Here is a 22664-nt window from a genome sequence, read left to right on the forward strand (position 1 = left end):
AAAAAAAAACGGCGCCAAAAGGCGCCGTGAATAGTTTTGGCTCGGGAGAGCTATCACGGAGAAAACTCCGCGGCCGGTGAATGGGACTCACCGACGCCCCGAATTATGTGGACAACTGTTCTCGCAAGCATTCGCTTTGTAGACTTTTTGTTTAGCCTTCTAGGTCAATATTTGCACCATCGTCCAGCTTTTGCCCGCCACCAGGCATCAGATTGCATTGCCGCAGGCGTTCCTGCCAGAGCGAGACGTGCAGCTTGAGCGCCCGGTTTAGCTGGGTTTGCAGTCCGCTATTAGCAAAATAATGGGCTTGCCACTGAGCGGAAACAGGCGGTTTTGGGGTGAGTCATTGTTCTATTTTGTGCCAAGGCACTGGCCAGTTACCGGTGCTGGCGTTGTGCGTCGGCCAGGGCCTGTTGCACCCAGCTTCCCCAGCTTTCGTAGGTCGAGTTAGGCGCAGCCGTAACCCGACATTCCAGCCTTGCCGTCAGCTGCCAACGCAGAATGTCGGGGCGCGGCTGGATAGTTGCTACTGTTGCCGAACGAATGTCCCACGTCTGTGGTATGTTTTCCACGTTAACTATTTTGCCAGGGAAGGGTGTCATGCCAAGTCGGGGTTTGTCGGTTTTTCGTCTCTTGATGTTGTGGTCCGTGCTGCTGGTTGCAGCCTGTGATGATACGGATGACACCACTCGCGTGGGAGAGGAAGCGAGTAGCGGTACCGCCGCAGAGCGAAATGCTCCTGATGTCGCTCCTCTGGATGAGCGCTGGCAGACTCACTTGGCGGCCCTGCCGACAGGTACCATCAGTGCCCGCGCGCCGCTGGTGGTTCGCTTTAACCACCCGGTGGCCACTCCCGACCAGTTGGATAAACCCCAGTCCGGGGTCGCCCGGCTGTTGCCTGAGCGAACTATCACCGCGGTATTCACCGCAGAAGATCGGCTGGAAATTCGCCCATCAGAACCGTTGCCCGGCGGAGAACCGCTGACCCTGGTGCTGTACGCCCAGGGCCTGGCCAATGTGGATGACGCGTTTGCGCCTGCTGAGTTCTCTCTGCAGGTGTTGCGCCAGCAACTGAGCCTGACGGTGGAGTCCCTGCTGCCCACAGACGATGGCAGTGAGATGGTGCTCAGCGGCAGCCTGGAAACGCGCGATCTGGCGGATAACGCAAAGATTGAGGCGGTACTGGCGGCCAGCCAAAACGACAATGCGCTGACCATTGCCTGGCAGCATGACAGCGCCGGTCTGCGCCATGCTTTCTCCGTCACCGGGATTGCGCGCGAACAACAGGCCAGTGATGTGTCGCTGCGTTGGGATGCAAAGTCACTTGGTGTGAATAATAACGGCATCCGCCACTACACCGTGCCGGCCCTGAAAAACTTCGCGGTGACCAATGTGCGGGCGGTCAGTTACCCGCAACCCCACGTTCAGGTGAATTTCTCCGAAGCTCTGCAAGCCACCCAGAACTTGAAAGGCCTGGTCACGTTGAATGGCAACGCGCCGCGAGTGGAAGTGGATGGCAGCACCCTGCGCATTTATCCGCAGGATGACCTGGAAGACGACGTGGAGCTGGTGATCGACGGGAGCCTGCGCTCTGCGAGCCAGGGCCGCCTGACCGAGAAACTGGAAAAAACCATCACCCTGATGACCAACAAGCCCGGCGTGCGCTTTGTGGGTGATGGCACCATTTTGCCCGATGGCAAACAGCTCAGCGTGCCGTTTGAAGCCGTGGGTGTACGCTCGGTGAAAGTGCAGGCGTTCCGGGTATTCGATGACAACATAGGCCGTTATCTGCAGGGTAGCGAGCTGAATGAAGCCGACATGGATTCTCGAAGTGGGCGTTATTTGTGGCAGAAAACCCTGACCCTGCCGGGCAATGGCGATGGCTGGCAGCGTTATCAGTTGGACCTCACTGAGTTGATGGCCAAACACCCCAACGGCCTGGTGCATTTAACGTTGGCTATTGATGGCGATGACATTAGCTACAGTTGCCCTGATGGTGCTCTCAAGAATAAAACGACATTGCCGGACAGTTACGAAGGCCCGGGCCAAGACGACGGCCATAACGATATCTACGAGAACTATTACATCGATGGGGGCTACCTGAGTTGGTACGAAAAAGAGAACCCCTGTTCCGACAGCTATTATGAGTACAACGACCTGGCCAGCAGCACCCGTGCGTTCCTGGCTTCCAACCTGGGTCTGATCGCCAAGCGTGGCCAGAACGATACTTTGCTGGTGGTGGCCACCGAGCTGGACAGCAACACCCCCGCCGAAGACGTGGTGCTCAAGGCCTACAACTACCAGTTGCAGCAGGTTGGCATGGGGCTCACCGATGCCGAAGGCATGGCGAGCCTGACACTGGATGGTTCCGCCTATTACCTGGAAGCGGTCAAAGACCGGGACAACGGTTACCTGAAACTGGCCCGCAACCGGGCCCTGCCCACTAACCAGTTCAACACCGGTGGCCAGCAAGTACGCGATGGGTTGAAAGGATTTTTCTACGGCGAGCGGGATGTGTGGCGCCCGGGTGATGACATTCACCTGACCTTTATTCTGGAAGACCAGGACAACAGCATCCCCGAGGGCCACCCACTGACGCTGGACTGGTTCGACCCCCGTGGAAACAAGGTGAAAAGCTATACGCTGGACAAACCCGTGGGCGATTTTTATGCCTTTACGCTACACACGGAAGAAGACGCGCCCACTGGTAACTGGCGCGCTGTGGCCCGGTTGGGCCAGCGTTATTTCGATACTCCAATCCGGGTGGAAGCGATCAAACCCAACCGATTAAAAATCGAATTGGACCTGCCAGAGACGCTGTACACCAACGAAGCCACCGACATTGGGTTATTTACCCAATGGCTTAACGGTGCCACCGCCGCTAATTTGAACGCCGACATGAAAGTGCGGGTGAGTGCGCGCACCACCCGTTTCAGTGGTTACGACGCTTATCATTTCGACGACCCCACCCGAAAGCTCAGCAGCGAACCCTTCACTGCCTTCGATGGCAATGTGGATGCGAAGGGCAACGCCACCGTGCCGCTCACCGTGAATGTGGAGCAGACCCCGGGCATGTTGCGCGCCACCCTGACCACGCGCGTGTTTGAAAACAGCGGTGACTACAGCACCCAGATTCGCAGCGTGCCGGTGTACCCGTTCAAGCATTGGGTCGGCATGCGTGTTCCCGAAGGCAGTGGCTGGGGCGGGGCACTGTCCCGTGAGGGCCTGCACGCCATCGACTTGATCAGCCTGGACAGCGACGGCAAGCCCGACGCCAGCCGGCCTTTGGATATCAGCGTCTATCAGATTGATTGGCGATGGTGGTGGGACCGAGCCGGTGACGATCTGAGCAACTACATCAGTGACCCCAACACCAAACGCGTGGCCGAGGCACAGATCACCACCGACGCAGAAGGCCGCGCCCAGTGGAACCTGAACGGTGAAGACTACGATTGGGGCCGCCATCTGATCCGCATCTGCGATCGACAAAGTGACCACTGCACCGCACAAACCGTGTATCTGGGCTGGAGCTGGGAACAAGCCAGTGGCAGCCAGGATGCGGCCACACGTTTGTCGCTGTCGGCGGATCAGGATCGCTACGCCGTTGGCGACACCGCCCATATTCAACTGCCGGCGGTGGCCAAAGGCCGCCTGTTGGTGAGCCTGGAAACCGGCTCGCGGGTACTGGATCACTACTGGTTACCCGCCAACGGTGAAGCGCAGACCCTGGATATCCCCATCACCGCCAATATGGCGCCTAATGTGTACGTGCACGTGGCGCTGCTGCAACCGCACAGCGGCCGCAACAACGATCGGCCCATCCGCCTTTATGGCCTGGTGCCGCTGCTGGTGGATGACCCGAACACGCGTCTCAGCCCACAAGTGAGCGCCCCGGAAAAGGTGAAACCGGAAGAGACCTTTACCGTGAAGGTCAGCGAGCAGAAAGGTAAACCGATGACTTACACCTTGGCGCTGGTGGATGAAGGCCTGCTGGGCCTAACCAACTACCAGACCCCGGACCCCCACGACAGTTTTTATCGCCGCGAAGCTTTGGGCGTACTGACCTGGGATCTGTTCGACATGGTTGTCGGTGCCTACGGGGCAGAACTGGATCAGCTACTGGCGCTGGGCGGTTCCGACGGCGCCGACGATGGTCGGGAAAAGCAGCGCCGGCGCTTCCCGCCGGTGGTGAAATTCCTGGGCCCGTTCACCCTGGATACCAATGAAACCGCCAACCACGACATTACCTTGCCGCCGTACATGGGGCAGGTGCGGGCCATGGTGGTGGCCGGGGATAACGGCGCCTACGGCAAAGCCGAGCAGGACATTACCGTCACCCAGCCGCTCACCGTGCTGAGCACCTTGCCGCGGGTGCTGGGTCCGGGGGAAAGCGTGTCGCTGCCGGTGACCGTGTTCGTCACCGACGACAGCCTGAAAAAAGTCACCCTGACGGTGGACGCCGATGAGGACCTGTTCGAGGTAGAGCAGGGCAAAGCCACGCTGACCTTTACCGGTCCGTCCGATCAGATAGCCATGCTGAAAATCACCGCCAAGGAGCAGGTGGGCACGGGCGACATCACCGTCACCGCGAAAGGGGGCAAACACCGCGCCTCGGAAACCGTGCACCTGCCGGTGCGCGCGGCGAACCCGCCCACCACCCGTGATACCCGTAAGGTACTGGCGGCCGGTGAAATCTGGGCGCTGGAATCGCAGCCCCACGGTATGGCCGGGACCAACAGCAGCACCGTGGTGGTCAGCGCCTTGCCCGCCATGGGCCTGGAGCGTCGGCTGGACTACCTGCTGCGCTATCCCCACGGCTGCATCGAACAGACCACTTCGTCGGTGCTGCCGCAGTTGTACCTGAATCAGCTACTACAACTGGACGAGCAGCAAAAGCAGGAGGTTCAGGACAACGTGACCGCAGGCATTGAGCGTCTCAAGCGTTTCCAGCTGGCCGATGGTGGCTTTAGTTACTGGCCCGGCCTGGCCAATGCCAGCGACTGGGGCACCAGCTACGCCGGCCACTTTCTGCTGGAAGCCAAGCGGCTCGGTTACGCGGTGCCTGCCGCCATGCTGGAAAATTGGACCAGCTATCAAATTCGCCGCAGCCAAAGCCTGGGCGACCGGCCCTGGCAGTGGAGCGCGGAAGCCTATCGCCAGTACACCCTGGCGTTGGCCGGCAAACCACAAGTTGGAGCCATGAACCGGCTGCGCGAACGGCTGCAGATGGCCAAGCCGGATTACTCACGCAGTGCCAGTTACCACAGTGGTCGCTGGTTGCTGGCGGCGGCTTACCAGCAAATGGGCCTGAGTGATGTGGCAGGGGAACTCACCGCCACCGCCGCGAGCGATCTGGAATACGATGGCGCCAGCTACACCTATGGCTCCTCGCTACGCGATCAGGCTATTCGCCTCACCGTGGCCGATGCCCGTGGCGACACCGCAGAAGCCTGGACCCTGGCGCAAGATATCGCCAGCCAACTATCTGCGGATAACTGGTACAGCACCCAGACCACCGCCTGGTCGCTGATGGCCATGGCACGCTACGCGGGCAGCCAGAGCGATGAGCAGGGGTATCAATTTGCTGTGCGCGAAGGCAAACAAGGTTGGCAGGAAATAGCAGCCACCTCGCCGGTTTACCGCCAGACACTGAGCCATAGTGAATCCGCGCAAGCCTTCAGCGTCCGTAACGACAGCGAGCGCAAACTGTTCGTCACCCTGAGCAACACCGGCACGCCGCCGCCGGGTAACGAACAGGTCAGCAGCGAAGGGCTCAGCCTTACCGCGCGCTTCCTGGTTGACGGTAAATCGGTGAACCCGGCCAGCCTGACCCAGGGGCAGGATCTGGTTGCCGAAGTCACCGTCACCAATACCGGTAACCGCACCCTGGAAAATCTGGCCCTGACCCAGATCCTTCCCTCCGGCTGGCAGATCAACAGCAGCCGACTGGATGGCAGCGCGGATGATCAGGAACGGGTGACGTATCAGGATCTGCGCGACGACCGGGTAATGCATTACTTCGACCTGAAACCGGGCAGCAAACACAGCCTCACCGTGCGCGTGGCGCTCAACGCCTCCTTCGCCGGCCGCTTCTACCTGCCCGCCTGGAACGTACAAGCCATGTACGACGGCTCCCGCCAGTCCCGCAGCAAAGGCCAATGGATTGAAGTGACGCGGGAGTAGGGCTTGATGCTCGCTTCCGATGTGTAGGTCGTGTTAGGCGTAGCCGTAACCCGACATCCGGCCTCGTCGCTCGCGGCACATGCCCAATGTCGGCTTACGCCTTGCAGGCTAAGCCGACCTACGGGAAAAGGCCGCGACGGGCTTCTGGGCTTCCCGATGTGTAGGTCGTGTTAGGCGTAGCCGTAACCCGACATCCGGCCTCGTCGCTCGCAGCAAATGCCCGATGTCGGATTACGCCTTGCAGGCTAATCCGACGTACACGGCGAGGGCATTGCTTACCTTGGGTTGCGCGCATCCCTTCTCGTTTGCCTCCTTCATCGCGCCAATACTCGTCAATTCATGTACCGAAAAGACGGGACTCACATGCACTACCGGCGCTATTACCTCCCCGGAGGTTGTTATTTCTTCACCGTGGTTACCCATCAACGCAAACCGGTTTTGACCACCGATACCACGATCAACGCGCTACGCCACGCTTTTAAAACCGTACAAAAACGCCATCCTTTCCGCATCGACGCCATCGTTATCCTGCCGGACCATCTCCACTGCATCTGGACCTTGCCGGGAGAAGATCATGATTTCTCAACCCGTTGGCGTTTAATCAAAGGTGCCGTCACTAAACATTGCCAAATCAGCACTCGCGTCTGGCAAAAACGCTTCTGGGAACATACCCTTCGAGATGAAAGTGATCTGCAAGCCCATACCGATTACATCTACTACAACCCGGTAAAACATGGTTACGTCCTCCAACCCGCCGATTGGCCCTACAGCAGTTTCCGCCGGGATGTGGCCCGTGGGCGGTATCCGATTGATTGGGGAGGCAGCCCCTTGTTGCCGGACAATACCGGTAACGAGTAATAGCAACTTGAGCGCCGAATGTCGGATTACGCCTTTCAGGCTAATTCGACCTACATGCCTGATGGTAGGTCGTGTTAGGCCGAAGGCCGTAACCCGACAATGAGCCTGCGACACATCCTCCTGACCCTGCTAATCACCGCCGTGCCGATCGTCGCCGCACTGCAGTTCTCGCCCCTGCCAGAGCGGCTCACGAACACCCCCTACGCCACGCTGATGCTGGATCGCAACGAGCGCCTGCTCGGCGCCCGCATCGCCACCGATGAACAATGGCGTTTCGTGCCGGTGGACTCCCTGCCGGACAAATACCGCCAAGCCTTATTGAGCTACGAAGACAAACGTTTCTTCGCCCATCCCGGCATAGACCCGCTGGCCATTGCTCGCGCCGCCTGGCTCAATGCCCGCGCCGGGCGGGTGGTCAGTGGTGGCTCCACGCTCACCATGCAGTTGGCGCGCTTGCTGCGTGATGATCCTCCCCGAACGCTGCCGGAAAAAGCCCGCGAAGCGCTGCTCGCCCTGCAACTGGAGTGGCAGTTCAGTAAGAACGACTTGCTGATCCAGTACGCCAGCCGCGCCCCGTTTGGCGGCAATATCGTCGGGCTGCGTGCCGCTGCCTGGCGGTATTTCGGCCGTGAACCGGCGGCATTGAGCTGGGCGGAAGCGGCGTTGCTGGCGGTGCTGCCCAATGCCCCGGCCTTGATTCACCCGGGCCGAAACCGCGAACGCCTGCTGACCAAACGCAATACGCTGCTGGAAAATTTGCACGAACAGGGCGAACTATCAGCCACCGACCTGAAATTGGCCTTGCTGGAACCGTTACCCGATGCGCCGCGGCCACTCCCCGGCAGTGCCAATCACCTGCTCACGTCACTCACCGCCAACAGCGATCAACACTTGTTCCACACCACCCTGGACGCCGACCTGCAACACCGGGTGCGCGAACTGGCCCGCCAGCATGGCCAGCGGCTGGCGGGAGAGGGCGTGCATAACGTGGCCGTGGTGGTCATCGACCACACCGAGCTGGCCACCCGGGCCTATGTGGGCAACATGACCCACGGCGACGCTCGCGAATACGGTGCTGCCGTGGATATCGCCCGCGCGCCGCGCTCCACGGGTAGCGTGCTCAAGCCCTTGTTGTACGGATTAATGCTGGATGATGGCCTGTTATTGCCAGACACCCTGGTGCCCGATTTGCCCACCAACTACGGTGGCTTCAGCCCGGAAAACTTCGACCACGAATACCGTGGCGCCGTCCCGGCCCATCAGGCCCTTAGTCAGTCCCTGAATATTCCCGCCGTGCGCATGTTGCGTGAATACGGCCTCGGCCGTTTTCACAGCCAATTGCAGCGTATGGGCATGGGAACATTGTTCCGCAGTGCGGAAGATTATGGCCTGACCCTGGTGCTGGGCGGAGCAGAAGGCACGCTTGATGAACTCACCGGCATTTACGCGCGTTTGTTTGCCAGCGCCATGCAGGCGCCATCCTACCCGGTGGCGACGCTGCAACCGCCGCTGGCGGGGCGAGAAGCCGAGCCCCCTGTGCTCAGCCCGGGGGCGGCCTGGCTGACCCTGAATGCCCTGCGTGACGTGGCGCGCCCCGGCACCGCGCGCCAATGGCGGCTATTCAGTTCCAGCCAGCCCATCGCCTGGAAGACCGGCACCAGCTATGGCCTGCGTGACGCCTGGGCCATCGGCAGTAACGGGCGTTACACGGTGGGCGTGTGGGCAGGCAACGGTAACGGCGAACCTGCCCCCAGCCTGGGCGGCGCCGCCACGGCGGCGCCGCTAATGCTGGATGTGTTCAGCCTGCTGGGGCCGGCGGCTTGGCCAGAACCGCCACTGGCCGATCTGAAAACCGTGCGCGTATGCAGCGACGATGGCTACCTGGCCGGCGGCCGCTGCCCCACCGTGGAGCGGCTGGCCCCATTGCATAGCCACTTCGAAACGGTAACCCCGTATCACGTGCGTGTGCATCTGGATGAAAACGGCCAGCGGGTTCATAGCCAGTGCGAACCGGTCAGTGCCATGCGCCACCAGGACTGGTTCGTTCTGCCGCCGGGCCAAGCCTGGTTCTACCAGAGCCGCCACCCGCACTATCGGCCGCTACCCACCTGGCGCGACGATTGCCTGGCGGGCGCGCGGGCCATGAATAGCACACCGCCCATGGCGTTGATTTACCCCCATGCTGGCACGGCGATTTATATTCCGGTGGAACTGAATGGCCGGTTGGGGCGGGCGGTATTTCGTGCAGTCCATCAACGGGCTGACGCCACGCTGTACTGGCATCTGGATTCTGCTTATCTGGGAGAGACCGGGCATTTCCACGAATGGGCACTCACCGCCGAGCCCGGCTGGCATACCCTGACGCTGGTGGATGATCAGGGCTTTCGCCTCAAGCAGCGCTTCAAGGTACTGGGCAAGTAACGAAAAAATGGCTTTGATCTGTGTTTATTGTCGGATTACGGCCTTCGGCCTCTCTGTGCCCTTGGGTAAATTCGATCGACTAAACTCACCTTTCAAGTAGGTCGAATTAGCCTGAAAGGCGTAATCCGACAAACCATCCGGGCGCAGTGAATCAAGATGGCTGTACACATCCACCGCGCCTTTTTGCCGTTAATCTGATAAACAAGGACTCCTTGCACAATGAACGGGAGCGGGGCTAAAGGTGAAGCACCTGCACTTTCACACCAGTAACGGTTACTGCGCCCTGTGCGGTGCCAAAGCCGGGCAATGCGGAGATGAGAGGCAAGCCATTCGCATTGCCGATGGCGGTATGCCGAGGGCACTGGATGGCATCGTCCGGTCCTCCGGCGACAGCAGTATTAACGATGTTATCGATGCTAATCGAGCAAGCCCGTTAACCCCCGTTGCGACGCTCAACGGCACCCCATTCATGCGGATCTCGGCGGCGAAATGAGAGCAAGGCTCCCCCTGTTTTGGCCGGCAGTGTGTGTTGTGTTGTTGTTGCCTGCGTCACTCAGGGCCGCCGTGACCGAGACCGATGCGTTCGTCTCCAACGTGGAGAAGGGCGCCAGTGGCCCCAACCTGGAAACCGGCAACTGGGTCGTGGCACCGATCCCGGTGTCCAACCCCACCATGGGAACCGGCCTGCAGCTGGCGACCCTGTACTTGCACCCCTCCCGTGATGATAACGGTAGCCCTAATCCCACCAGTGGCCTTGGGGCGATGTATACCGACACGGACAGCTGGGTCGTCGGCGCCTTCCATCAGGATTATTTGTTTAATGACCGCTTACGGGTAACGGCGGCGGCCGGCACCGGTTCATTAAAACTCAAATATTACGGTGCCGGAGGCGAGGGCTTTTTCGCTAACAATCCGCTGGATTACACCATCGACATGGCAATGGGTTTTGCCCGGGCACAATGGCGTTTGCCGCATTCCGATCACTGGTTCCTGGGCCCGGCACTGATCTACGGTGAAGGTGATGTGGCCATGGAATTTGACCGGCTACGCCCGGTGTTGCCGGGGCTGAGCAAAGGCATTGCCGTGGGTGGAGCGGGGCTGGTGCTTACCTACGATTCCCGCGATAACCATTATTTCCCCACCCAAGGTATCAATTTCAGCGCCACCTACTTCGATTTCAGTGACGCCTTGGGCAGTGATTTTGACTATGGCAAAACCCGGTTGAGCCTGAGTCACTACCGGCAATTGCTTCCGGATTTTGTGCTGGCCACCAATGCCGCCCTGGAAAATACCTCCGGTCGGGCCCCGTTCTTTAATCAGGCGTCACCGGGTGTGCGTGGCTACAATCGCGGGGAGTACATGGATGACGATGCCTTGAAGGCTAGCATCGAAGGGCGCTATTCCATTTTGCCGCGCTGGGTGTGGGTCGGGTTCTACGACTATGGCTGGGTCAATAACGGTGATAAGCAGATTTTTGATGGCGAAACCGCCCACAGCATCGGCACCGGGCTGCGCTGGCAAACCACCCGCGACAAGCCCCTGCACATCGGCGTGGATGTGGCGTTTACGGAAGACGATACGGTTTTCTTTATTCAGCTGGGGGAAAGCTTCTAGCGCCCGCTAGCTTCTTTCCGGCCGGGGCTGTCAGGTTACGCCTTTAGGCTAACCTGACCTACAAAAGTAATCACCACACCTGCGGCCCTTCCCGGTAGGTCTAATTAGCCTGAAAGGCGTAATCCGACATCAGCCCAGACGATAGCCATCACCACACCTGCGGCACTTTCTGCAGCTTATCCAGCGAGTATCCTCGCGCCTGGGCGATATCCAGCATGTGCGCATAGGTCTGCTCATCTATATGCGGACTGCGCGCCATGATCCACAAGTAATCCCGTTTCTGCCGACCGATGATCGTAGTCTGGTAATCCTCGCTCACATACAGCACCCGGAAATCCGCCTTGAATGGCCAGAGAAAGCGCATCTTCCAGATGGCAGGATTTTCGTCGCTGACAAAGCCGGTGGGCGTCATCGTCTTCAGGTCACCGTCGGGGCCATCTTTACGGAAGGTAAAGGTGGTGGCGATCTCCTGTGGGCCCACACGACGGTATGTCTCTATGGCGTTATAGGCGCCTTTTTCCGGGAAAGTGGGGATGTTGGCGATCACATACCACTGGCCCATAAATCGGTCCAGATCGACGTTGTCAGCCACCTCAATCGGGGCAGTCGGCGTGGTCTGGCAGGCATTGAGCATAATCAGGCTCACTATCAACAATATTGGGCGCATAGGTCTCTCCATAACCCGGAGCATCGCATCAACCGGTGCAACACCAGGTGAAGCTGGGCGCCAGTCGCGTTACCGTCGCCTGCACACTCCGCCATTTTGTTCTTTTGTAGGTCGACTTAGGCGTAGCCGTAAGCCGACATTCAATGTCGCTGCCGTCCCAGAGGTTGAATGTCGGATTACGCCTTTCAGGCTCTCTGTGCCCTTGGGTAAATCTGATCTACACACACCCGTTACCCTTGAAAGTCCTCCACGTCATCACAACCCCTGTTAATACCGAACCGGAAAAGGAGACCCGCGTGAACGTTCTTATCGCAGGCGCAAACGGCAAAATTGGTCGCCGGCTGATTTCACATCTGGCAGCAGACAACATCCACGTCACCGCCATGGTGCGCGATGCAGCTCAAGCCCAGTCACTCAAGGAGCTGGGCGCCGCAGATGTGGTAGTGGCCGACCTGGAGGGCGATTGCAGCGAGGCCCTGAAAGGGCAAAACACCGTTATTTTTACTGCCGGTTCTGGCCCTCACACGGGCCCGGACAAAACCGTCGACGTGGACCAGAATGGCGCCATTTCCCTGGTGGATCAGGCAAAAGCGCAGGGGACGGACCGCTTTATCATGGTCAGTTCCATGCGTGCAGACGACCCAAGCAGTGGTCCCGACAAAATGCGTCACTATTTCGAAGCGAAAGGAAACGCCGACAAACACTTGCGCGATAGCGGGTTGGGTTACGTCATCGTCCGTCCCGGCCGGCTCACCGAAGAGCCTCCGCTGGGCAAAATCAAGCTGGCAGAGAAAATGGACGACTTTGGGGAAATTTCCCGCGAAGACGTGGCGAACGTGCTGGCAGAAGTCGCTCGAATGGAAATCCGAAACCGGGAATTCGACCTGATCACTGGTGACACGCCCATTCGCGATGCATTGCAACGCCTCTGATGGCCGCCAAGTGCAATGTCGGATTACGGCCTTCGGCCTCTCTGTGCCCTCGGGTAAATTCGACCTACAAAACCCAGCCTTTCGAGTAGGTCGAATTAGCCTGAAAGGCGTAATCCGACATTCAGGCGCGAAGTTCTTCCCCTTTCCCTCCTCTTCCCCGATTGTCAGACAAAAGCCCTGCGCCTTTCCTCACCTTAACCCTAGGTATTAAAAGGCCTGCCTCACCAATACGTATGAATTACGTAGAGTTACTGCTGAAACCCATTCGCATTAGGGGAAAAAGCTGTAAAATGCCGCTGCTTGTCATATAGATGACAAAAAAAAGTAGCATGATTTGCCCCTTCGCTGTCAGAACACATGGATAGGATGTCCTAAGTGCAGTTTTTGTCTCAGCTCGCCCGTTGGTGTCTTGGAGCTTTTGCCTTCATGTCCGCCGCCAGCGCACAGGCCGTCTCACCCTGGGTTCCTGCCGGGGACCTGTCTGCACGCCATCATATCGAAGCGCTCCAGTCCCAGGGTTGCCTGGACGGTGTGACCCTGAGCTGGCCCATCAGCTGGGCCGCGCTGATGAAAAGCTATCGCCTGGCCCGCCATAGCCTCCCGGAGGCCGAGGCCAAACGCTGCGAAAACCAGCACGCGGCCTTCCTCGAAAACGCCCTCCACCAGGCCCAGAAAAGCACCCGTGGTGTTTCTATTGAGCTCGGTGGCGCCAACCAGGAGCCGCTCTACACCAGCTTCGATACCCAGGTAGAAGACGAATTCAGCAGCCAGGTGGCACTTTACGGCATGGGCGAGCGCTGGGCCGGGCAGCTGACCATTGGCTATGTGGATGGTGAGCGCGACAGCCAATATGTGCGCCTGGACGACACCTACCTGGCCGGCATCATCGGCAACTGGCAGCTGGGCGTTGGTGCCATTGATCGCTGGTGGGGGCCGGGCTGGCAAAGCTCGCTGGCCCTGTCCAACAACGCCCGCCCGGTTCCCGGCCTGTGGCTGTCCAGGCAAATGCCGCTGGCACCGGAAAGCCCTTGGCTCAGCTGGATTGGCCCCTGGGATTTGCAGCTGATCGCCGGTCAGCTGGAGCAAGACCGTGCCGTGCCCGATGCCCGCCTGCTCGGCGCACGTTTTGTCTTCAAGCCGCTGGATTCCCTGCAAATCGGCCTGTCGCGTCTGGCGCAATGGGGCGGTGAAGGGCGCCCGCAGGACTTCGACGCCTTATGGAACGCCTTGATAGGCCGCGATAATGGTGAAACATCCGGGCTAGAGGAAGGCCAAGACCCCAGTAATCAAATCGCGGGTATGGATTTTCGCCTGTCTCTGAATCCCGGCAATGTCCCTCTCGGTATCTATGGGCAGTTCATGGGTGAAGACGAAGCCGGGGGCTTGCCCTCCAAATTATCATCGTTGGCTGGCGTCGATGTGGTCACCGGCTGGGGTAAGGGCTCCCAGCGTTTCTTTGTCGAAGCCACCGATACGGTTGCCGGCAGCTGGTTTAGTGACCGCCGCCACAATGTCATGTACGAGCATGGCACTTATAAGAGTGGTTTCCGCTACCATGGCCGCAACTTGGCCAGCACCTGGGAAGGCGACGCCCAGGCCATCACCCTCGGCATTCAGCAGTTTTTCCGCCACGACGTGGCGGTCGCGCTCAGCCTTTCGCAAGCGACCTTAAATGAAGAAGGTGGGACACGCGCGGTCATCACCGAAGACGGTGACGCTATTCTTCAAGCCGTTGACGAGCAAGACATCACCCTGGCCGAGCTGCGCATTGGCCACCCTTTCCTGGGTGGCCGCCTGAACTGGCTACTTTCTGCTACGGATGAACCCGTAGTGACATACGAAGAGCGGGAGCGGTTCACCGCCGGCCTTCAGTGGACCCGCCACGTGAACTGGTAACACAGCATATGCAGGTATCTATGAATCATTTCGGGAAATGTCTGGCTGTCAGCCTGCTTGCCATGTTGGCAGGCTGTACTGTTGTCCCCGGGTCCTACCATTCTCCCACGCCTGGCTGGTTTATTGATGACGATGACTCGCCCAAAGGCGAGCCCTTGCCCGATGTGGTGAAAGTGCATTCTATTGGGACCGCCATTTTGAAAAAACAGGATATACATCCTGTCGACAGGGGGGTCCCAGAAGCGATTGATCTGTCCGATGAGGACTACCACTATTTGGTCGGCCCAGGGGATGTGCTGCAAATTACCGTTTGGGATCATCCCGAGCTGACTATTCCTGCGGGATCTCTGCGCAGCTCAGCAGAATCAGGCAACTGGGTTCACAACGACGGCACTATCTTCTATCCGTATGTCGGTATTGTGAGTGTCAAAGGGCAAAGGGTAACGGAAATACGAGACATGCTTACCCAGCGACTCTCTAAATACATCGAAGATCCACAAGTCGATGTGTCGGTCGCGGCCTTTCGGCACAAGAAAATCTATGTCACCGGTGAAGTCGATGAACCGGGCCTGTTTCCTGTAACAAACGTGCCGACTCGGCTGATAGATGCGGTCGGTGCGGCCGGAGGTCTTACCGAGGCTGCCGATTGGAGTAGCGTCGTTCTTACCCGCAATGGCAAAGACTACCGTCTTTCATTGCGTGATATCTATCAATATGGCAATACCAGTCAAAATGTTCTGTTGCAGCCCAATGATGTTATCAACGTAAACCCGGTGACAGATGCCAAGGTGTTCGTACTGGGGGAGGTGGGTGAAGCTACCTCTTTGCGGATGGGGCGCAATGGTATAACGCTGGCGGAAGCCTTGGCAGAGAACGGCGGCCTGAATCAGCGCCAGTCGGATGCGTCCGGCGTCTTCGTTTTCCGTAAGGCTCCGGTGGCAGCGGATCATGGTATTGATATTTACCAGCTGAACGCAAAGGATGCCGCGGCTTTGGTGCTGGCGGACAGTTTTACGTTGCAGGAACGGGATATTGTTTATGTTACTGCGGCGCCATTGGCCAAATGGAACAGAGTGCTTAGCCTGATCCTGCCCTCCGTAAGCGCGCTGTATCTTGGGGCGCGTACTGAGGAATCACTGGCGGATTAACTATGTTTGAGAGAATCCTTGTGATTTGCGACGGCAACATCTGTCGCAGCCCCACAGTAGAAACGATGCTCAGGCTGCACAAACCCAGCTTGACCATATCGTCGGCGGGATTGGTTGGCTTGGAAGGCCAGGATATGGAACCTACAGCCCGAGCGGTGGCCGAACAGAATGGTCTCCGTTGTGGTGAGCATGTGGCCCGCAAACTCACCAGCGAAATGTGTCGCGACAGTGATCTGATCCTGGTCATGGAGGGTCGCCAGAAAGATCGGCTATGCCAGAAGTTTCCGGAAGCCAGTGGTAAGACCTTCCTGCTGACCCACTGGAATGGCAAACATGACATTCCCGATCCCTACAAACGTGGCCGGGGTGCGTACGAACGGATCTATCCGATGATGGAAGCGGCCACCAGGGCATGGACAAAAAAACTGTAGGAGCGCCGCTTGAGGCACGAACCTCCAAAGGCGTTGGCCGGAGGGTCATTTATAGAGAGAAAAAGAGAAAACCCTTCGTCCCTCAAGCGGAACACCTACAGTTATAACCACAACGGACAAATAACGAATGGCAGACAACAGCACTACCGTACAGCGCTACCAGCAGCCCCAAGCCACCGATGATGACATAGATTTCGGCTACTTTTTCGGCCTGCTGCTGGACAACAAGTGGCTGATTATCGGCACCGCGCTTTTGGCGCTGGTGTTGGGAGCGTTCTATGGCATGTTTGCCACTCCGATCTATCAAGGCGACACCCTGCTGCAGATTGAAAAAAAGGGCGGTGTTCCTGGTTTGACTGAGTTGAACAAGGTTTTTTCCAAGGAAGAATCTGCCAGTGCTGAAATTGAGATTTTACGATCCAGAATGGTGCTGGGCGATGTCATTGAACAATTGAAAATGAACATTGTTGTAGCTCCTGATCGCAAACCCTACATTGGTCGTTTCACCGCGCCAGATCCTGCGCCAGCATTTCTTCCTCGTCCTCTCTTTGCGGGTTACAGAGACAGCGAAACGTTTGTCAGTGTTGTGAACTTTTCCGTTCCTGAAGAGCTGGAAGGAAGAGAATTCCTCCTCACTGAGCTCAAGGGGCAGCCTGCGCTTTACTTAGGTGAAGATCTTGTTGCAACGGCCCCCGGCGGGCAGCCACTGGAAAGTGAAGAAGGAAGAATTCGCCTTGTCCTGGGGGAATGGGAGTATGGCAATGAACCCTTAAAGCTTATTCGTAAGCAGGATGTGGTAGCGATTAACCAGCTCCGGGGGGCGCTGGAAATTAAACGGGTCGGTGAGTCTGGTATGCTCAGTCTGGTCATGACTGGCCCCAACAAAGAGCGCATTAAAACCACGTTGGATGCCATCAGCGAAGTGTATTTGCTGCAAAATGTCGAGAGGCGTTCCGCTGAAGCGGAAAACAGCCTGGAATTCCTCGCTGAGCAGCTGCCCAAGATCAAGGACAAGCTCACCGAATTTGAAGAGAAACTCAACGCCTATCGTTTGCAAAGCGAATCCGTGGATTTGAGTATGGAAACCCAATCCGTGCTGCAGCAAAGTGTTTCCATTGAGGCGAGAATCAATGAACTGAAAGCCAAAGAGGGTGAAATTGCCACCCGTTTTACACGGGAGCATCCTTCCTATCAGAGTCTGCTTCGCCAAAAGGCATTTTTGATAGAGCAGAAAAGAAAACTGGATAGCCAAATCAAGGAGCTCCCGGAAACCCAGCAGGAAATCCTTCGCCTGACTCGGGATGTTCAAGTCACCCAGCAGATCTATGTGGGCCTGCTCAACAAGACCCAGGAGCTGCGCATTCTCAAGGCGGGCACCGTGGGCAGTGTGCGCATCATCGACAAGGCCCTGGTGCAACCGGCTCCCATCAAGCCGAAGAAGGCGCTGATTGCAGTCATTGCCATGATGTTGGGTGGCATGGGGGCGGCGGGTATTGTCCTGCTAAGGGCACTACTAAATAAAGGTATTGAGTCTCCAGACAAACTGGAAGAGCAGGGGGTGGCGGTCTACGCCACGGTTCCGCTGTCCGAGAAACAGGTCAAAGCCAACAAGCTGGTCAACATCAAGCAGCGAAGAACCCGGAAAATACAATCTGAGGCAGCGTCCATACCTCTGCTGGCCCTGGATGATCCCAACGATCTGGCCATCGAAGCCCTGCGCAGCCTGCGCACCAGCCTGCACTTTGCGACGATGGATGCCGACAACAAGGTGTTGATGATCACTGGCCCTGGCCCGGCAGTGGGCAAGTCCTTTATCTCTGCCAATCTGGGCGCAGTGCTGGCACAAACTGGTCAGCGGGTGCTGGTGATTGATGCGGACATGCGCAAAGGCCATCTGCACCGTTACTTCCAGTCCGACAGTCAACCGGGTTTGTCGGCGTATCTCTCCGGTCAAAGCAGCAGGGAAGACATCATCCAGTCATCTGGCATTGATAAGCTGGACTTTATTGCCCGCGGCAAGGCCCCGCCGAACCCCTCTGAGCTGCTCATGCACGAGCGGTTCAAGGCGCTAGTGGATTCACTCAGTGATGACTATGACCTGATCTTGGTGGATACCCCGCCAATCCTGGCCGTCACCGATGCCGCCATCGTCGGCCAGCTGGCCGGCAGCAGCCTGCTGGTTACGCGTTTCGGCGTAAACTCAGTCAAGGAAGTGGACGCAGCGCTCACCCGTTTCGCCCAGAACAAGGTGGAAATCAAAGGCGCCATCCTCAACTGCATGGAACGCCGCGCAACCAATGAGTACGGCTACTACGCCTACGAATACGGGAAAAGCACAGATTAAGCGAAAGGCAGCTACAAGCCACAAGCTACAAGCAGCAAGGGAAGATAAAACAGCACTCGCCTCGCTGTAGGAGCGTCGCTGGCGGCGCGATCCACGAGGGATGCAACGGGCAATGACATCCGGTGCGCCACGTAGGACCAGAGCGCAGCGAAGGAACGCACGAAGTGCGGCCCCGAAGGGGTGAGCGGAGCGAATAACACCTCTCGAGGTGCGAAACACCGCAGGCAGAGACCCGAAGGGCAATGTTGTGTAACAGCGGTAGTTCGACCGCGAAATGGCAGAACACTAGGGAAATCGCGGTGGAACCACCGCTCCCACAAAGACAAACAGCAAGGTTCACTGTGGGAGCTTGCCTGCAAGCGATGGTTTTCCGTAGGAGCGTCGCTGGCGGCGCGAACCCGGTAATGGCCCCAAGGGCCGTGACGAACACTGAACAGCAAATTGGCACCGGCAGCGGGCAAAAAGATCAGGTAAAGAGAGACCAAATGGAACTGGAAAACATCAAACTGGCCGTTGTTGGCCTGGGTTATGTGGGATTACCGCTAGCGGTGGAATTTGGGAAACACCGCCCGGTGGTTGGCTTCGACATCAACCAGCCGCGCATCGATGCCCTCAATAACGGCCACGATACCACCCTGGAAGTGGACGATGCAGAGCTGGCTAGCGCAGAGCAACTTACCTTCAGTGCCGATCCGAAAGCTCTGAAAGCCTGCAACGTGTATATCGTCACCGTGCCCACCCCCATCGATGAGCACAAACGCCCGGATCTCACTCCCCTGATCAAGGCCTCTGAAACCATCGGCAAGACCTTGAAAAAGGGCGACATCGTCATCTATGAATCCACCGTCTACCCTGGCGCCACTGAAGAAGACTGTGTTCCGGTGCTCGAAGCCGTTTCCGGCCTCGCGTTTAATAAGGATTTTTTCGCCGGCTACAGCCCGGAACGGATTAACCCCGGCGACAAGGAACACCGAGTTACCACCATCACCAAAGTGACTTCAGGCTCCACTCCCGAAATCGCTAACCTGATCGACCAGCTCTATAGCTCCATCATCACCGCCGGCACCCACAAGGCCTCCTGTATCCGTGTGGCAGAGGCCGCCAAGGTCATCGAAAATACCCAACGCGACCTGAACATCGCCCTGATCAACGAACTCTCCATGATCTTCAGTCGCATGGGCATCGATACGGAAGAAGTGCTCCAGGCCGCAGGCACCAAATGGAATTTCCTTCCATTCCGGCCCGGCCTGGTAGGCGGGCACTGTATTGGTGTAGACCCGTACTACCTCACCCACAAAGCCCAGGCAATCGGCTATCACCCGGAAATCATCCTCTCCGGTCGTCGTATCAACGATGGCATGGGCAGCCACGTGGCCAGCGAACTGGTTAAAGCCATGCTGAATCGCTGTATCCAAGTCAACGGTGCTCGGGTGCTGGTCATGGGCCTCACCTTCAAGGAAAACTGCCCGGACCTGCGCAACACCCGCGTGGTCGATGTGGTCAGGGAACTGCAGGATTACAATATACAAGTCGATGTTCACGACCCCTGGATCAATGCGGCAGAGTCCGAACACGAATACGGCATCAGCCCCATTGCAGAGCCTGAGCAGGGCGCCTACGACGCTATTATCCTCGCCGTCGGCCACAACCAGTTCAAAGCCATGGGCGTCGCGGACATCCGCGGCTTCGGCAAAGCAGAGCACGTCCTCTATGATCTGAAATACATCCTCCCCAAGGAGGAGGTGGACCTACGGTTGTAAAGGCAGCTGTGAGCTTTGAGCTATGAGTAAAAGACAAAACCCCAGGAGCTCTCTCTGCTCGTCAGGGTATGCCTGCAAGCGATTCTCTTGTAGGAGCGGTCGTCCGACCGCGAAATGACAGAAAACCGGCAAATCGCGGTGGAACCACCGCTCCCACAAAAAATGTAGGAGCCTCGCTTGAGAGGCGAATGCCCCAAAGGGGTGGGCGAACCGCCGAAGTCGAAGCCCGGTTTTTGCCTTTCCTTGCAGCTTGAGGCTTGTAGCTCACTGCTAGAAGCTTGTTTAAACGAACAAACAACGGAACCACCATGACAACCCGCTACGAACAGGTACAGCAAGACCTCGAAGCCAACCCCAAAACCTGGCTTATCACAGGCGTGGCGGGGTTCATTGGCTCCAACCTGCTCGAATGCCTGCTGCGCCTCGACCAGACCGTCATCGGCCTGGACAACTTTGCCACCGGCCACCAGCACAATCTGGATGAAGTACAACAAACGGTCATCGCAGACCAATGGGCTCGCTTCACCTTCATCGAAGGCGATATTCGCAACTTGGATGACTGCCATAAAGCGGTAACCGGTGTGCATTATGTTCTTCACCAGGCTGCCTTGGGGTCTGTTCCGCGCTCAATCGAAGACCCCATCACCACCAACCAAGCCAACATCGACGGATTCCTGAACATGCTGGTGGCTGCCAAAGACGAAAACGTGACCAGCTTCACCTATGCCGCTTCCAGTTCCACCTACGGTGATCACCCAGGGCTCCCCAAGGTAGAAGACAAGATCGGCAAGCCCCTGTCCCCTTACGCGGTCACCAAATACGTCAACGAACTCTATGCCGACGTGTTCGCCCGCACCTACGGTTTCACCACCATCGGCCTTCGCTACTTCAACGTGTTCGGTAAGCGTCAGGACCCAAATGGCGCCTACGCTGCCGTGATCCCCAAATGGACCGCTGCCATGATCCAGGGCGAGGACGTCTTCATTAATGGTGATGGCGAAACCAGTCGGGATTTTTGTTTCATCGAGAATGTGGTGCAGATCAACCTGCTGGCCGCCACCGCAGAGGCAGAAGCCAAAAACCACGTCTTTAACGTGGCCTTGGGCGACAGAACCACCCTTAACATCCTGTTCGATGCTCTGAAAACAGGCCTGAAAGAGTGCGGGGTGAACTATGAAAACGATCCTGCTTACCGTGATTTCCGCACCGGAGACGTTCGCCACTCCCAGGCGGATATCAGCAAGGCGAAGGAACTCCTGGGCTATGAACCTGCCTACAGAATTTACGATGGCATCGGCAAAGCCATGCCTTGGTACGAAAGCACGCTGAAAGGCGGGAGCGACGCATGAAAATTTTGATTACTGGCGGTGCAGGCTTTATCGGCTCTGCCGTCATTCGTCACATCCTCAGCAACACGGGCGACAGCGTCGTCAATGTGGACAATCTCACCTACGCCGGCAACCTGGAAAGCCTGCTCAGTGTCAGTGACAGCCCCCGTTATGCCTTTGAAAAGGTAAATATTTGCGACAGGCCTACCCTGGATGAGGTATTACAACGGTACCAGCCCGATGCCATCATGCACCTTGCGGCAGAAAGCCATGTGGATCGCTCCATTGATGGCCCCGCCGCCTTCATGGAAACCAACATCATTGGGACCTACACCTTGCTGGAAGCGGCACGCCAATACTGGAATACCCTGGACGACAACGCTCAGCAGGCCTTCCGCTTCCACCACATCTCCACCGATGAAGTGTACGGCGATCTGGACGGCCCGGAAGACCTGTTTACTGAAATCACCCCCTATGCGCCCAGCTCCCCGTATTCAGCCAGCAAGGCCAGCTCCGACCATCTGGTGCGCGCCTGGCGCCGTACCTATGGCTTCCCGACGCTGATCACCAACTGCTCCAATAATTACGGTCCTTTTCATTTCCCGGAAAAGCTCATCCCTTTGATGATTCTCAATGCTTTGGACGGGAAACCGTTGCCCGTCTACGGTCAGGGCACTCAGGTGCGTGACTGGCTGTACGTGGAAGACCATGCCCGTGCTCTCTATAAAGTCGCCACCGAAGGGAAAATAGGGGAGACCTACAATATTGGGGGCCATAACGAAAAGCAGAATATCGAAGTGGTCCACTCCCTCTGCGATCTGCTCGAAGAGCTGGTGCCGGAGAAACCAGAAGGCGTCCGCCAGTACCGGGATCTGATTACCCACGTACAGGATCGCCCCGGCCACGATCTGCGCTATGCCATCGACGCCAGCAAGATCGAGCGAGAGCTGGGCTGGGCTCCACGAGAAACCTTCGAAACCGGCATCCGCAAGACTGTTCAGTGGTATCTGGACAATAGCGAATGGTGCCAGCGGGTGCAGGATGGCAGCTACCGGCGCGAACGATTGGGTACAGGAGAATAA

General features: G+C 57.8%; 14 protein-coding genes. 13 read left to right on the forward strand and 1 reads right to left on the reverse strand.

Going from position 1 to position 22664, the window contains the following annotated elements; all coding sequences use genetic code 11:
* The first annotated feature begins 600 nt into the window (after positions 1–600).
* The 5 genes from ABNH18_RS02330 to ABNH18_RS02350 all read left to right on the forward strand — a co-directional run bounded on the left by ABNH18_RS02330 (position 601) and on the right by ABNH18_RS02350 (position 11076).
* On the forward strand, positions 601–6183 hold the full coding sequence (locus tag ABNH18_RS02330; RefSeq protein ID WP_349381266.1) for an alpha-2-macroglobulin family protein: 5583 nt from the start codon (positions 601–603) through the stop codon (positions 6181–6183).
* A 363-nt stretch (positions 6184–6546) separates the two neighbouring features.
* On the forward strand, positions 6547–7041 hold the full coding sequence (locus ABNH18_RS02335) for an REP-associated tyrosine transposase (RefSeq protein ID WP_349381267.1): 495 nt from the start codon (positions 6547–6549) through the stop codon (positions 7039–7041).
* A gap of 99 nt (positions 7042–7140) precedes the next feature.
* On the forward strand, positions 7141–9462 hold the full coding sequence (pbpC, locus tag ABNH18_RS02340; protein WP_349381268.1) for a penicillin-binding protein 1C: 2322 nt from the start codon (positions 7141–7143) through the stop codon (positions 9460–9462).
* A gap of 241 nt (positions 9463–9703) precedes the next feature.
* Entirely contained in the window at positions 9704–9955 is a 252-nt protein-coding gene (locus ABNH18_RS02345) for a hypothetical protein (RefSeq protein ID WP_349381269.1), read from the forward strand.
* 71 nt (positions 9956–10026) lie between these two features.
* Positions 10027–11076, forward strand: coding sequence for a BamA/TamA family outer membrane protein (locus ABNH18_RS02350; RefSeq protein ID WP_349381270.1), 1050 nt, complete (start codon positions 10027–10029; stop codon positions 11074–11076).
* 148 nt (positions 11077–11224) lie between these two features.
* Here the strand turns inward: ABNH18_RS02350 and ABNH18_RS02355 are convergent, their stop codons facing one another.
* Entirely contained in the window at positions 11225–11743 is a 519-nt protein-coding gene (locus ABNH18_RS02355) for a lipocalin family protein (protein WP_349381271.1), read from the reverse strand.
* Positions 11744–12039: 296 nt separating this feature from the next.
* Between ABNH18_RS02355 and ABNH18_RS02360 the strand changes: the two genes are divergently transcribed.
* From ABNH18_RS02360 to rfbB, 8 genes are all read left to right on the forward strand, one after another.
* Entirely contained in the window at positions 12040–12675 is a 636-nt protein-coding gene (locus tag ABNH18_RS02360; RefSeq protein WP_349381272.1) for an SDR family oxidoreductase, read from the forward strand.
* A 426-nt stretch (positions 12676–13101) separates the two neighbouring features.
* Positions 13102–14571: a capsule assembly Wzi family protein gene (locus tag ABNH18_RS02365; protein ID WP_349381273.1), complete on the forward strand. Its 1470-nt coding sequence runs from the start codon at positions 13102–13104 to the stop codon at positions 14569–14571.
* A gap of 20 nt (positions 14572–14591) precedes the next feature.
* Positions 14592–15719, forward strand: coding sequence for a polysaccharide export protein (locus ABNH18_RS02370; protein WP_349381274.1), 1128 nt, complete (start codon positions 14592–14594; stop codon positions 15717–15719).
* Between the two features lie 2 nt (positions 15720–15721).
* Positions 15722–16150, forward strand: a complete 429-nt coding sequence (locus ABNH18_RS02375; RefSeq protein ID WP_349381275.1) for an arsenate reductase/protein-tyrosine-phosphatase family protein — start codon at positions 15722–15724, stop codon at positions 16148–16150.
* A gap of 127 nt (positions 16151–16277) precedes the next feature.
* Positions 16278–18494, forward strand: a complete 2217-nt coding sequence (locus ABNH18_RS02380; protein WP_349381276.1) for a polysaccharide biosynthesis tyrosine autokinase — start codon at positions 16278–16280, stop codon at positions 18492–18494.
* 485 nt (positions 18495–18979) lie between these two features.
* A complete protein-coding gene (gene tviB, locus ABNH18_RS02385) occupies positions 18980–20254 on the forward strand; it encodes a Vi polysaccharide biosynthesis UDP-N-acetylglucosamine C-6 dehydrogenase TviB (RefSeq protein ID WP_349381277.1) in 1275 nt (424 codons plus the stop codon).
* 308 nt (positions 20255–20562) lie between these two features.
* A complete protein-coding gene (locus ABNH18_RS02390) occupies positions 20563–21603 on the forward strand; it encodes an NAD-dependent epimerase/dehydratase family protein (protein WP_349381278.1) in 1041 nt (346 codons plus the stop codon).
* Positions 21600–22664 (forward strand): dTDP-glucose 4,6-dehydratase, encoded by a 1065-nt coding sequence (gene rfbB, locus ABNH18_RS02395; protein WP_349381279.1) that lies wholly within the window; start codon positions 21600–21602, stop codon positions 22662–22664. The genes ABNH18_RS02390 and rfbB overlap by 4 nt, the downstream gene beginning before the upstream one ends.

The organism is Alcanivorax sp., assembly GCF_040118815.1.
In the GTDB taxonomy this organism is placed as follows: Bacteria; Pseudomonadota; Gammaproteobacteria; order Pseudomonadales; family Alcanivoracaceae; genus Alcanivorax.